12 protein-coding genes and 1 tRNA gene are annotated in these 13343 nt (G+C 36.5%); 9 read left to right on the top strand and 4 right to left on the bottom strand.

Annotated elements, in window-relative coordinates; translation table 11 throughout:
- Positions 1 to 62: 62 nt before the first annotated feature.
- The 3 genes from M899_RS01380 (at position 63) to M899_RS01370 (ending at position 4338) form a co-directional block, all read left to right on the top strand.
- Positions 63 to 1325, top strand: a complete 1263-nt coding sequence (locus M899_RS01380) for a hypothetical protein (RefSeq protein WP_021269563.1) — start codon at positions 63 to 65, stop codon at positions 1323 to 1325.
- 9 nt (positions 1326 to 1334) lie between these two features.
- Positions 1335 to 3488: a phospholipase D-like domain-containing protein gene (locus tag M899_RS01375; protein WP_021269518.1), complete on the top strand. Its 2154-nt coding sequence runs from the start codon at positions 1335 to 1337 to the stop codon at positions 3486 to 3488.
- Between the two features lie 94 nt (positions 3489 to 3582).
- On the top strand, positions 3583 to 4338 hold the full coding sequence (locus M899_RS01370) for a hypothetical protein (protein WP_034727256.1): 756 nt from the start codon (positions 3583 to 3585) through the stop codon (positions 4336 to 4338).
- Here the strand turns inward: M899_RS01370 and M899_RS01365 are convergent.
- Genes M899_RS01365 through M899_RS01355 form a run of 3 tightly spaced genes read right to left on the bottom strand, consistent with a single transcriptional unit; the run spans position 4335 to position 7871 of the window.
- Complete coding sequence (locus M899_RS01365; protein WP_021269600.1) at positions 4335 to 5084, bottom strand: SDR family NAD(P)-dependent oxidoreductase; 750 nt, start codon at positions 5082 to 5084, stop codon at positions 4335 to 4337. The genes M899_RS01370 and M899_RS01365 overlap by 4 nt on opposite strands.
- A 4-nt stretch (positions 5085 to 5088) precedes the next feature.
- On the bottom strand, positions 5089 to 6153 hold the full coding sequence (locus tag M899_RS01360; protein WP_021269533.1) for an SO_0444 family Cu/Zn efflux transporter: 1065 nt from the start codon (positions 6151 to 6153) through the stop codon (positions 5089 to 5091).
- Positions 6154 to 6194: 41 nt separating this feature from the next.
- Positions 6195 to 7871 carry a hypothetical protein gene (locus M899_RS01355; protein WP_021269526.1) on the bottom strand — a complete coding sequence of 559 codons (1677 nt, stop codon included), beginning with the start codon at positions 7869 to 7871 and terminating at the stop codon, positions 6195 to 6197.
- A gap of 206 nt (positions 7872 to 8077) precedes the next feature.
- On the opposite strand from M899_RS01355, the gene M899_RS01350 reads away from it, so the two are divergent.
- Positions 8078 to 8154: transfer RNA gene (locus M899_RS01350), tRNA-Asp, on the top strand.
- A gap of 76 nt (positions 8155 to 8230) precedes the next feature.
- Positions 8231 to 8953: an NADH(P)-binding protein, PF13460 family gene (locus tag M899_RS01345; protein ID WP_021269575.1), complete on the top strand. Its 723-nt coding sequence runs from the start codon at positions 8231 to 8233 to the stop codon at positions 8951 to 8953.
- 24 nt (positions 8954 to 8977) lie between these two features.
- On the opposite strand, the gene M899_RS01340 is transcribed toward M899_RS01345, so the two are convergent.
- Positions 8978 to 9907: a sigma-70 family RNA polymerase sigma factor gene (locus M899_RS01340; protein WP_052610291.1), complete on the bottom strand. Its 930-nt coding sequence runs from the start codon at positions 9905 to 9907 to the stop codon at positions 8978 to 8980.
- Between the two features lie 63 nt (positions 9908 to 9970).
- Between M899_RS01340 and M899_RS01335 the strand changes: the two genes are divergently transcribed.
- From M899_RS01335 to M899_RS01320, 4 genes are all read left to right on the top strand, one after another.
- A complete protein-coding gene (locus tag M899_RS01335) occupies positions 9971 to 10465 on the top strand; it encodes a hypothetical protein (protein WP_021269607.1) in 495 nt (164 codons plus the stop codon).
- Positions 10466 to 10623: 158 nt separating this feature from the next.
- On the top strand, positions 10624 to 11730 hold the full coding sequence (locus M899_RS01330) for an aromatic ring-hydroxylating oxygenase subunit alpha (RefSeq protein ID WP_021269552.1): 1107 nt from the start codon (positions 10624 to 10626) through the stop codon (positions 11728 to 11730).
- Positions 11708 to 12493 carry a hypothetical protein gene (locus M899_RS01325; RefSeq protein ID WP_021269510.1) on the top strand — a complete coding sequence of 262 codons (786 nt, stop codon included), beginning with the start codon at positions 11708 to 11710 and terminating at the stop codon, positions 12491 to 12493. Before M899_RS01330 ends, M899_RS01325 begins: the two co-directional genes overlap by 23 nt.
- On the top strand, positions 12490 to 13341 hold the full coding sequence (locus M899_RS01320; RefSeq protein ID WP_021269555.1) for an SDR family oxidoreductase: 852 nt from the start codon (positions 12490 to 12492) through the stop codon (positions 13339 to 13341). The genes M899_RS01325 and M899_RS01320 overlap by 4 nt, the downstream gene beginning before the upstream one ends.
- Positions 13342 to 13343 lie beyond the last annotated feature (2 nt).

The raw sequence follows: 13343 nt of genomic DNA, 5'->3' as shown, positions 1-13343 counted from the left end.
TCACTTTTTTCAAGTACCTGACCGAAAAGATAGGGAATCTATAACTGGTAAATGGGGTACTTATGCCAAATTCCACACAAAAAGTAATTTTCTCAGGACTAGCGGTCATGTCCTTGGCCATTGGAACGAATTATCTCGTCCAACAAGACCTTAGGCCTACTCCGTTTTGGGAAAGTCAAAAAAGGGCCGAACGCTCCCCCGCTAATTTTCTTACAGACCTTGATACAGACGTCTATAAGGATTATTTTCTTCCTGATAAATTTAAAAACTATTTGAACTATGATGTGCAGGTACGTTTTTCATCAGATACAGATAAAGAGTACATAAACACTAAAGCAAAAGAAGCACTCCATGCGGCCTTCGGAAAAACATTCATGGAACTTAATGCTGGAGACAATCCAGATGCAACACTAACAGTTGCCATGAAAAAGAATCTCGTCTCTGAAGTGATGGATAAATTTGTTAAAACCCTTTATGTCTACAAAATCTTCGATGGAAACTTTCAGATTGATTTTATTTTTACTCCAAGAGTAATTAGTTCTATTGACTATCATCATGAACTCTCAACAAATCAACTCATCCATCTCGACAATACTGGTTCACTTCATAAAAAACTTACGGCCCAAGATATCTCACTACCAGAGCTTATTAAAAATAATAAAGTACCGAATAATGGTGAACTCTATCAATACTTAGCTGGTGCGATTTCTGTAAACGTAGAACTTGCAGACTTGACTCCTGCTTTTAAAATTCCTGATCCCAAGAAAAATATTGTTAAGGGAAATATTAAATTTAGAAAATACTATCGAATTAACGACAGAAGTCTTCTAAATTTAAATCTTAAAGAAAAGGGCTTCACTGTCGACACTCTCCACCTTAAAGAAGTCGATGACAGCAAAGAACATATTCTAACTGTGGATCTTATTAAATCATTTAATCTCAAAGAACTTGTTCCAGAAAATGACAGATTGGAAATTTCATTTGGAGAAATCTCAGATTTAAAAATAAAGAAGAGAAACCTTTGGTCTCGCTTTATGTCTTTTATAAATGGCAAAGATATCACAACAAGTGATCTTCATATTTATGGAAAGTATGATGGCGAAGAATATAAAGCGAAAGTTGAAAAACTGGTTTATTCGTTCAAAGAAAAGAAATTTACATACGAAAGTAAAATTAATCTTAGACAAGACTTTTCTGCTCATCATCGAAATGCATCTGACGATATGCAGGCCCAAAGATGGTTTAAGAAAGAACTACTCGAAGACTCTAAAGACGAAGTCATCTCGCAGTTAAAATTGAATACTTTTTCAAAAGATATTAAATAAGGAGTGACCATGAAAATAAAATCAATGGTCTTATCGACAATACTTTTTACCCAAGCGATTTCAACTTCCTTTGCAGCTGATCTCGTCAACGTTAAGGATCGTATCCTTACACAAAAGATTTATCTCGAAACCTATGAAGATATCTTTGGAAATCCAGCTTATGCAAGATTTGATGATTTTTCAGAACTTGTAGATGATTTACCTAAGAAGAAAAAGAAAGAAGTTCTAGAGTTTGTTAAACATTTAGACTCTAAAGTACCAGAGAGTATTTTACGTCCTCTAGTCTATTGGCGATTTATAAAGCCTGACTCAAAAAAAGTTGAAAAGGTTCTGTCTTTTTATATGTTCTATAATGTACTTACTGTTAGGGATTATATTGATAACCCAATCAAACCCGCAAGTGAGAAGTCCGAGGCCGTAACAATTCTTAGAACTCTCACTACTGAAAATGTTACAACAGAAAATCTTGCAACTATTGCTTACCCACTCATTCAGAAAAAGGCCGCTTTAATGGCCAAAGAAGGTGGAAGTACTGCTTTTGCGAGTGCTATTCGCAATGAGAAAATCATCTCTCGAAAAATTTCTGCAGAGCTAAAAGATTACGATCCTTACGTACTTTCTTATCTCGGTATCGTAAAAGGAAATAAAGTTGATGTGATCTCAGAGAACAAAAGAGACCTTGATCGTATCAAATGGCTAAATGATCGCGTCATCTTCAATGGTGGAAGTCTGGACTTTGACTCTGACTTTATCAAAATGCCTACGGCCGAAGACCCAACAGGACACATAATTTTCAAAGAAGATCCGATCTATATGAAGATTAGAGATATGATTGATGATTCTAAAGATTCAGTGTTCATAGATATTTTCCTCTTTGGTGGAACACTAGGGGCCACTTTATCTGAGTATCTAATTGATCAGGCCCTCATAAAGAGAAAAACGAATCCTGATTACAAAGTACTCATTCTTCATGACTATGCGACAAACTATAATATGCTTGGCGAGATGATGCCTGTTTTTGAATATATTAAGAAGAGAATTGAAACTGAGCCAGAAGTGGCAAAGACAGTTTCTTTACTTCAGGCAAATATTCAACGCCACCCTCCTGGTATACCTTTTGGTATTACAAACTTGATTCCAAAGACAAAAGAGACTTGTAAGTTTATGGAGTCAAAGAGTACTTATTACGAATCGAAGATTGACCACTCTAAAGTTATTGTGGTTGATGCCAATACTGACAGGCCACAAGCATACTTTGGTTCTAAAAACTGGACTGACCACTCTGGTGGATATTACTACGATGATGCCATCTACGTTAAAGGTCCAAGTGCGGCACTTGTACAAGCGTCATATTATCGCGATATCGAAGCGGCCTTAACCGAAGATAAGCTTGAGCAAGATTGCTTCTATTTTAAAGAAAAAGGTTTTGATAACAAAAAATATCTTCCTCGTAAAAAAGAGATTCTTGATTGGTTTGCAATTAAAAAAGAAAAATATCCTGTTGTTGGTGATCAACCAATGAGACTTGCAGAGGCCGATGTTGATGGAACAATTAAAAATGTTCGTAATCAACTTGTTGATATGATCAAAAATGCAAAAAAGAACGTTTATATGGAACAGCTCTTTATTTACGATCCGTATATTAACGATGCACTAATTAAAAGAAAACTAGAAGTGCCTGATTTGGATATAAAGATCCTTGCAGATCACAATGGAAACTTTGGTTTGAACGGTCTTCCAAATACACTTTTCATCAAAGAGATGCAGTCCTATGGAATTGAGATACGTGCGAGAAAAACGTATGGTATCCCTTTTACCTTTCCAAATGGACATGAACAGGAATTTCATCAAGAGAACCATAGAAAGATCACATCAGTTGACGGGAAAGTTCTACTTGGAGGTTCATCGAATTTGAACCCAGACACCCTTCAAGGAAGTTTTAGAGAATTTGGTGCTCAGCTTTACGACGTGAAGGTTATCGGGAAATTTGAAACAAAATTCCTAGAAGACTGGCATAATTTAGAGAAAACAATGGAGATGGATATCGAAAACTTTCAGGCCACCGTGGGTGGAAAGAGTCTTTCAATAGAGTTCTCTGAACTTATCAATGGCATTGGTTCGACTCTCTTTAGAAATAAAGACAAAATCGAAAAGCGATATTAATTCAAACACTTAGGCAGATCGTCTCTACTCCTTGGCGATCTGTCTTTTTTACAAAAACACTTCCATTTTTTTCATCAGACCCTACTATGGTCCCATGAAAAAAATTAGTTTATTTCTTCTTTTTCTCTCATTTAATCTTCATGCGGCCTCTGAGTGTAGCGATCTTGAAATGGGCGCTTCGATCAAAGTAACCAATGTTGGAAAGAGTAAAACTGGTATCTCGCAAAAATATTCTCTAAGAAGACAAAACGAAAGGACATGGCAAGTCTTTGTTAATATCGACTTCAAACCAACCAAAGAAGCTACTGGAAAAAAATCAACTGTGATTCTTGAAACAAGAAAAAGAACTCAAGAGTGTTATGATGAATACGCAAAACATCTCTATGACGAAAAAGGCCGCAAGCTTCGCCTTTTTCTCTACGATCGCTCTAAACATAAACATCTCGTCGATAGGCCCCGCGAGGCCAATATTAAAATTATCGGTGCAAAAGAGCGCTCCTACTCTGACCGCTGGGCCCAAGGTGTTGGCTGTGGAACGATTGTCCATGAGACATTTCACCTTCTAGGACTTGTAGACGAATATCATGAAAGAAGTATTAAATCAGGCAATAAAACGGCCTACAACTGTCGTCACTTAGGTCCAAAAGATTCTATTATGAGAAGTATTACTGTAAACCAATTCCTAGAAGAGAACGTGATTTACTCTGGCCAATTGGATGCCATTATTTATCCAAACTGCAGAGAAAAAAATAATCAGTATTACAGATGCTCTGAAAATGCCTACAAAACGGCCAAGAGTTGCCCAAGCTCACCATCAGTTTGTTACGATGAGTCTTGGGTGTTGAATTAAATATCTTTTGAATAATTGGCAAATTTCATGCCCATCATTTTTCTATAGAGAAAGCGCGGAAGCCTTTCTAAGATGAACATGACACTTCTCATTTGCCATGGAAAAACGTAGAGACTCTTCTTGCTCTCCAAAGCCTTTTTAATCATCTTCGCGGCCCTATCGGCCTCCATCAACCATGGCATTGAATGATCATTCTTTCTTGTCAGTGGAGTATCGATAAACCCCGGGCACACACAACTTACATCAATATTCCACTTTTTAAGATCAAGTGAATATGACTCACAAAGTTTAATAACAGCAGCTTTAGATGCCGAATAACTTGAGGCACCAGGAAGCCCCACCATACCTGCAACACTGCCTACCGCTACGATATGGCCCTTTCCTTTTTCGAGCATAATATCAAGGGCCGCTTCAAAGCTATTAAGCACACCAAAAATATTAATATTTAAGACATCGCGAGAAGCATCGAAATCAGGTTTCTTTGTTTTACTCCCAACACTTCTTCCTGCATTTGCAATTAGTAGATCAAGTTCACCTTGTGCAAAATCATGTACAGTCTTTTTAACTAATTCTCTATCTGTCACATCTACAGCATAGGACTTTAGAGCAGGATACTTATTTGTAAAGTCGGCAGGAAGCTTTGAAAGATCTCTTCCACAAATACCCACAGTGTGACCTGACTCCAAATATTCTTTTGCTAAAGCAAGACCAATTCCAGTTGTCCCACCTGTTATAAACACTTTCATTTAGCTATCCTTCGCAGCATGATTTACCAGATTTAAAAAATTTCCTAACGCTTTCATTGTAGACAATACCTTTTAATAAGAGAAGGGCCACAATAACCGCACACGATACTTCAAGCCAATTAGCAGTTTCAGCATGATGGCCATCGCCCATAATATTAAATGATAAAATTGTCCCCGTGTAGAACCAGTCCACGAATGAGCTCATACCAAGCGCCACCAGCGCAACACTAATTACATTGATTAACACACCCCATTTTCCAATATACTTTTGCATAACAAGAATATTAGAAATATTAGTTGCAGGACCAACAAGAAGAAGCAAAATCCCAGCTCCAGGACTAAGACCTTTCATAATAAGGCTTGCCGCAATTGGTGTAACAGCGGAGGCACAGATATAAAGAGGAAGACCAACGAGCAGAATAATTGCTTTTTGCTGTATCGCTGGAATATCGTTAATGAGATTAAGTGGCACTAGTATTTCAATAGCAACTCCGATGATTACACCAAAGGTCAGCCATAATGCCATGTCATCCATAAGGTCCCCAAAAGCGAACTTCATCATTTTAGCAATCTTAGTACCCAAAGATTTTCTATCAACTTTAGAAGAGCAACTTTTTTGCGACGAACAGCATGAACTCACTTGTTCTTTTTCTTCATCTTGATATTCAAATTTATTAAAACCATTTTGTAACACTCCGGCCAAGAGTGCCGATAAGAGCGCCGCAATTGGACGAAAAATTGTCATTGGAAAATCCATCACACCGTAGGTAAGCAAGATTGAATCAACCCCTGTCTCAGGAGTAGAGATAAGAAAAGCTGATGTTGCACCATTAGAGGCCTTATTCTTTTTCAATGTCACGGCAGTAGGAAGAACAGAGCAACTACACAAAGGCAGCGGTACTCCAAACAACGCGGCCTTTAGTACGGATATAAAACTATTTCCGCTAAAACTCTTCTGTATTTTTTGAAAGGGAATAAAAGCGTGAATGAAGCCAGCTATAAGTAAACCAATAACTAAATATAATGAGAATGATAAAAGATAATTCCAAATTGCGAGAAAAAAAGGCATAGGACCCTCTAGATAAGATAGTTTTCTCTATTGTAGATCACTTAAACTATTTCATCTACTTTTCTCATACCTACTTTTATCTTTTCCATGAATTTATCAATATTTAACTGTTTATATTTTTGCGTTTCCAATTCATCTTCTTTAGTTTTTGGCAACTTAATTAAATCATTAACAAGTCGTCGAACTTTCATTTTATAGGTTTCATCAATTCCATTAACGATTCCCTTACTAACATCTTTGTCTGAGAGATCTTTAAAAATGGTTATGTAGAATGGATTTACATTATCAATGAGAAGAACGGCCCCATCATTCAATGGCATTGGCGCCTTTACTTCAACCATGTGCTCACTTATATTTTTGAGCACAATTGGGATCTCAATCATTATTGTGCGTTTTAATCCGATGAGATCAATTTCATCACTTGAAATTTTATCCTCTTGACTGTCCCACTTTAGTGAAGATTTCCATTCTGGTGAAATATTCTTTTGATAAATTTTTCCTAACTTTTCTAGGAGTTCAACAGTCCCATCTCCATCAAAACACATACAATACCTTAAGTTCGAAACAAATTTCTTTTTGCGATTAAAGATCAGAAGGATTGGGGGTTCTTCGAATGATTCTTCAAGTTGCTTGACTAAACGCTCTAACTTTTCCTTTGTGGACAATTGCAAAACTTGTCCTTCCCCATTAACAACTTCAAACTCATCTTCTTGAACAATTAAAATTTCAGGTAAAACTTTTTTTACAATTCTAAAGTCGTCAAGCATGTACGGGTAATTAAAAAGATTATATTCTAATTCTTGATAACGCTCACACACACCTTCCATCAATCGCATTTTTTTATCGATAATCATAATGCGAGTCTTATCTTTTATAGGATGATTTTTATATTTTTTGAAATTCTTTTTAATTTCGTTTAAAACTTCTTCCTCACGATCTAATTCAATTCTTTTTTCAACAAGCAAGGAATTGAAGCGCGCATCCACACCACTTTTTTCCAAACTTTTGACATTAACTTTGTCACACATAAACATCTCTGGATGCTCAGTGATAAAATTTAACGTATTAATATCTTCGATCCAAGAAAACTTCTTTTTCACATCGTCTGTTTCATTTATAAAACTTCTAGGTGCAGCGAAACTTGGCAAGAACTCTTCCAACCACTTTTTATCAGGGGCAATTTTATTAATCTTCGTAAGAGTAGATACTTCTTCAAGAGAGATGTCAGAAATACTGCACAGAAACTTCGCCCACAAAACTGTTCCATGGCCATCGGCACGGGCATAGCTTGGAGCCCCTGTCCCTTCGCGCTTTTCCAAAAATTTTAAATTAAAAACAAAGTCTTCAAGATCATCGCGCTTATAATCACATAACAAAGCACCAAGAGAATAGGCCTCAAGTAAATCACTATTGTGATGAACCTCTCCAAACACTCCAACTCGAGGTATATGTTTTAAAAAATGATACTTGTTAATGATTTTTAAAAGATCGCGCTTGTACTGGTAGTTTTTATCGAAGTCGATAATGAGAAGAGAAATCATTTTTTTTTCAATGAGAGCTGGAAATAAGGCAGCAAGCGAATAATCACGACAGCTCTGATCGTGACCAAATACCGCAAGCTCTCGCCCTGGATAGTGATCTTTTAAGAACTTTCTCAGCTTTCTGATATAAATCGGGTCATCAGATAAAAGTGCTATTTTAACAACTTCACTTTCCATGGCCCCTCCTTAGCATCATTATAAGGGGGAATTCTCAATGAATTTCATTACAATTGTTAAAATAATTAAATGTTATTTAAAAACAGCCCCTTACGCTCACTCTAAGTGCCCTAAAATCCAATAAACCTCAACTTTTTGATTTTTTTGGTTTTTTTCGTATTGACGATCAGATTCCATTCACTTATATTCAATCTCACCTAATAAGCGGGGGCGTAGTTAAGTTGGTTATAACGTCTGCCTGTCACGCAGAAGGCCGAGGGTTCGAGTCCCTTCGTCCCCGCCATTTTCATTTAGGTTCAAGATACAGATCGCTACATGCGGTCTTTTTTTTTGCCTAAAATTCGGTCATCATACATCTTATGAAAAAAATCCTCTTCTTTGGTGTCGGTCACCTTGGCAATATATTTTTAAAGCAGAATAAACTTCACAGCATAATTGGGACTAAAAGAAGCGCTGATGCAAATTTAGGAAGCCCAATTATCCCCTACTCATTAGGTGATTCTTGGATAGGGCCAACAGATTTTGATGTGGTTATCATATCATTTCCTCCTAGTGAGAATTATGCAAAAAAAATTGAGGCCCTAGTTAAGAACTTTCATTCAAAGACTCAGATTATTTTCATAAGTTCCACATCAGTTTTTGGAGATGGACTCATTAATGAAATGAGTGAGCGTGAGGGACAGGCAAGAAATGCGCGAGAGCTTATTCTTTGTGAAAATCACATAAAAGCTCGCGATAATTATCTAATCATACGTCCAGGTGGCCTGATTGATGAGAACAGACATCCAAAAAATTTTCTAAGAAAAATGAACTCAGTTGCGAGCTCTCAAACAAATGTTAATCTCGTACATACTAGCGATGTGGCATCTTTTATACATTTTGCGATTGAAAAGAATCTTATCAATGAAGACTACAATCTTGTATGCGATGCTCATCCGACAAAAGAAGAGTTCTACGGCCACTTCCACCTTGATCTCACTTACAATCACGAAGGTTCGAAACTTAGGATCATTGAAAACTCTAAGAGTAAAAGTACGGGATTTAAGTACAATTTCGGTGACCTTGATTGGACAAGAAACTAATAATCACAGAAATTTATACAACGTCTAAAAAATTCCCAACGACAATTTGTCTGGATTTCTTTGTGCATAGATTTTTGAAATAATCCCATTTTTTAATTCAAATGAAAAAATCGTTTCAATATGCCATAACCCCTTTTCATCGAGGCGTGAAAGAATAAGTCCGGGTAGATGGTTTACAAAAGTTGCTTCATATTTAAATTTTGAACTTTGCTCATTATTCGTTGAAAAAATACTAATAAAAAAGCGAATAATTTTCTGGGCCTCGTAGATAACCACGCGTACAGCTGAAACTTTACCACCACCATCTGACCAAAATTCAGAGTCAGGAGCAAGTAGTTCCTTGATGATATTTTTATCTCCTTTGCAAGAAGCATCAAAAAATGTTCTGATAAGATCCAGCGAATTGTGATCGTATTTATCGAAAGTTTCTTTTTTAGATGAAATCTTCTGTGAGGCCCTCTCAAAAATCTTTCTACTATTGGCCTCGGTAATACCAACAAATTCTGCAATTTCTTTAAAACTATATTCTACAACTTCACGTAGAATAAATACTGCACGCTCTTTTGGTTTTAGATTTTCAAGTAGAATTAAAAATGATGTATGCAAAGATTCTTTATGTTGAACAGTATCATCCCAAGTAATCAAGGAATCTGGTAACACTTCGGGCAACCATGTTCCAGTGTAGACTTCCCGACTCTTGTAGGCCCTTTTCAAGGCATCGAGCGCTTTATTTGTTGTTACACGAAGTAGCCAGGCCTTAGGATTCTCAATAATCTCGGTATCGGTACGCAACCATTCGATGGCCACATCCTGTACAATATCCTCGGCCTCAGAGAAACTGCCAAGCATCCTATAACTGACCGATATCAGAAATCCGCGGTAGAGATCAAATTGTTTAATACTATTTTCTTCTTTCATATAGCTAAGACGAATTGTGAAGGTGAAATGTGACAAAGTAAAGAATCCCCTTGTCACAAAGTCGAAGGCCCATTCGTCTTATGTAAAAAGGAGAACAATATGGACTTTATTGATCAATTTGAAAAACATTACAACTACGACTGCAACTACATGAGAAAGATGGCCAAAGCGAATCCCAAGGCCTTTGAAACCTTTGTAAACTTCCTCCCGATGGGACAAGTTGGCAAGTCACTCCCCTCAGATGTCCTGTGGACGGCCAAAATTGCGGCAATGCTCACTGAAGACTGTGGGGCCTGTGTGCAATTAAATATCACAATGGCGCTAGAGGCCGGTGTAGACAAGAACATTGTCCAAAATATTGTGAAATCGCCAAACGCACTCAATGATGATTTAAAGCTTGTTTATGATTTTGCAAAAGCAGTGGCCACAAATCAGGAAGATCACCACAGTATTCAAAAGATTGTAGAGCAAAAATTCTCAGCTGATCAACTGACGGAGCTCGCTCTTGCAATTGCATCGACAAAAATCTACCCTTCAATAAAAAGGGCCCTAGGCGATTTTAAGAGCTGTAGTCTCTATCAATTTAGCATCTAACACCCTCACGGCAGTGGCCGCGCTACTGCCGATTCTTTCAATATTGGCCCTCGAATTGCAAATATCCTCTCTAAACATCGAATAAACAGCGTTTTTAAGACTTTATATTGAATATTACGAGATCAATTGACTAACTTTTTGACAGTATTGAGAGGCCTATGAGCAATCTACAAGAAACGAAAATTTTCAACAATAAGGAAGCGATTATTGAAGGCTGGTATTGGGCCCTTCAATCAAAAGAGCTAAAAATTGGAAAAGTTGTTCATGCGGATATCATGGGAAAAAAATTGGCCATTTATAGAGGAAAAGATGGTAGGCCAAGAGCTCTTGATGCATTTTGTCCGCATATGGGTGCCCATTTAGCAGAGGGAAAAGTTGAAGGAAATGAGCTTAGATGCTTCTTTCATCACTGGAAATTTTCAGAAAAGGGAGAACTCAACGACATCCCTTGCAGAAAATCACTTCAAGGAGTAAGTGCTAAGATTGACTCATATCCTGTAGAGGAAAAATTCGGCCTGATTTGGATCTGGACAGGAAAAGAGGCCAAAAGAGGTCTTCCCTACGCGCCCGAACTAAAAGATCTTGAGACTGATTCACTTTTAGGTAAACCCTATATTAAAGAATGTCATCCAAACGTTATGATGATCAACGCTATTGATGCCCATCACTTTGCGAGTGTGCATAAACTTCCTGTGGATCTAAATTTAGTTCCTACCGTTATTGATAGTAATACAATTGAATTTTCAAATATTACAAAAGTACCAAATACAAACCTTTTGACGAAATTCATTGGAAAATTCTACAAAGGCCCACTGACATATTCCCTTTGTTATCACAATGCAACAACTGGAACAGTTACACTTGGTCCTGATTTTCTTCATTTCTATATAATGTTTGCCATCCGAACAAATAAGAATGGTCAAGCTGAGGGCCAAACTATACTTTTGACGAAAAAAAGAAATGGTCTCATTGGCAAAATCTTCAATGCCATTGTCTTAAGGGCCACAAGAGTTGTTGGAAATTATTTTGCGAAAGGCGACACTGAAGTATTTAAAACAATTAACTTCAAGTTCAAAACACCAATTAAAGAAGATTACCCAATTATCAAATTTATTCAGCATGCAGAGAAGCAAGAAACTTGTAACTGGGGCTATGGAAAGAAAGTTTTAAATTCAGACTTAATCACAATTGATGACAAAGAAATAACTAACTTAGAAATGAATATTTCAACAGGAGAGAGCAATGAGCAAAAAATTATTTTATAAAACAATTAAAGTTCAAGACATCTCTGAGAATCACAAGTTTGAAATGTTTAACGTATTTCGTCGTTATTATGACAATGTTAGTGAAGAGCAGTTTAAGAAAGACCTTATGAACAAAGATGCTGTTTTTGTTCTTTTCGATAAGAAAGAAAAAAAAGTAAGAGGTTTCTCAACTATTGTTGAATTGAATTGTAATTCAAATCGCGGCTTTTTCAGTGGTGATACTATTATTGAAAAAGAATATTGGGGTCAAGGAACTCTTGGAGTGGCCTTCTTAAAGTATCTTTTTGTAGAGAAGCTAAAAAATCCTTTTAAACCACTTTACTGGTTCCTTATTTCAAAAGGATTCAAGACATATTTATTGATGGCCAATAATTTTTCAAACCACTACCCAAGATTTGAAAAAGAAACCGATTCAAAGCATAGAGATATCTTAAATTCATTCGCTAAGGAACTCTACCCTAATGACTTTATTGAAGAGTTAGGAGTTATCTCTTTCAAAGAAAATATTAAAGACTCGTTAAAAGACTGTGTTGCGCCTATCACAGAAGAAATGAAAATAGAAAATCCTAGAATTAACTTTTTTGCTACGAAAAATAAAGGCTGGCAAAAAGGAGACGAGCTTTGTTGTATTGCCGAAATGACATTAACAATGCCATTTAAATATCAGTTTAAAAAAATCAAAAAGAATCTTATGAAGTCTCTAACGAAGAAAGAAGTGAAAAAAGCAAAAGAAATAGTACCTGCAGTGGAGCAGACTATATGAGAAAAATTCTTATCACAGGATGTTCTTCAGGTTTTGGAGAAGATATTGCGAAGCAATTATTAGAAGACTCTAGCAATTTTATAATCGCTACGATGAGAAATGCTGACAATCGTGAGCACTCACTAAAGTCTTTAAATAAAGATAATCTTGTTATTCTGCCTCTAGATATTACGAATAAAGAAGAAAGAAAAAAAGTTCTCAACTATATTAATGAGAAACACGACGGAAAACTCGATATCCTTATCAACAATGCGGGTCATGGACTCTATGGTGCTCTTGAGTTGACCTCAGAAGAACAGCTTAGAGATCAGATGGAAGTGAATTTCTTTGGTACGGCCATGATGATTAAAGAATTTTTACCAGCTCTTAGAAAGAGTGACTCTAAAGACAAAAAAATCATCAATATTTCGTCCATGCTTGGGCAAACAGGGATGCCCCTATCTGCCAGTTATTCCGCTTCAAAACATGCCCTAGAAGGACTTGTCGAAGGCCTTCATTTTGAACTTGCACCTCTTGGAATTGACATTCTAACTATCTGCCCAGGAAGACATAGAACTAATTTTATGAAAAGTGTTCAGTGGTCAGAAAACGAAGATGCAGAGGGAATTTATATCGCCCAGACTGATAATTTAAAAAAGCTTATGCAAAAATTTGCTACAGGAAAAGAGATTCCTCTATCAAATGTTTCAAATAAAGTTGTTAGAATTATTAATAGCAAAAAATTTGTTGCAAGAACTTATGTCGGAAATGATGCAAACTCTTTCTATATCTTAAGAAAGCTACTTCCTTTCAACATACTAATGAAATACATCCGTATTTTATATTCAAAAATGGTCAGTGCGAGTTAATC

The organism is Bacteriovorax sp. BSW11_IV (assembly GCF_000447755.1).
Taxonomy (GTDB): Bacteria; Bdellovibrionota; Bacteriovoracia; order Bacteriovoracales; family Bacteriovoracaceae; genus BSW11-IV.
Note: the sequence above shows the minus strand (reverse complement) of the source record. Positions and strands in the feature narration are given on the sequence as shown.

Coding starts and splice junctions, on each gene's coding strand:
- M899_RS01345 (WP_021269575.1), top strand. CDS start 8,231: ATGAAAAAAATCCTCTTCTTTGGTGTCGGTCACCTTGGCAATATATTT.
- M899_RS01325 (WP_021269510.1), top strand. CDS start 11,708: ATGAGCAAAAAATTATTTTATAAAACAATTAAAGTTCAAGACATCTCT.
- M899_RS01360 (WP_021269533.1), bottom strand. CDS start 6,153: ATGCCTTTTTTTCTCGCAATTTGGAATTATCTTTTATCATTCTCATTA.
- M899_RS01380 (WP_021269563.1), top strand. CDS start 63: ATGCCAAATTCCACACAAAAAGTAATTTTCTCAGGACTAGCGGTCATG.
- M899_RS01330 (WP_021269552.1), top strand. CDS start 10,624: ATGAGCAATCTACAAGAAACGAAAATTTTCAACAATAAGGAAGCGATT.
- M899_RS01375 (WP_021269518.1), top strand. CDS start 1,335: ATGAAAATAAAATCAATGGTCTTATCGACAATACTTTTTACCCAAGCG.
- M899_RS01365 (WP_021269600.1), bottom strand. CDS start 5,084: ATGAAAGTGTTTATAACAGGTGGGACAACTGGAATTGGTCTTGCTTTA.
- M899_RS01370 (WP_034727256.1), top strand. CDS start 3,583: ATGAAAAAAATTAGTTTATTTCTTCTTTTTCTCTCATTTAATCTTCAT.
- M899_RS01335 (WP_021269607.1), top strand. CDS start 9,971: ATGGACTTTATTGATCAATTTGAAAAACATTACAACTACGACTGCAAC.
- M899_RS01355 (WP_021269526.1), bottom strand. CDS start 7,871: ATGGAAAGTGAAGTTGTTAAAATAGCACTTTTATCTGATGACCCGATT.
- M899_RS01320 (WP_021269555.1), top strand. CDS start 12,490: ATGAGAAAAATTCTTATCACAGGATGTTCTTCAGGTTTTGGAGAAGAT.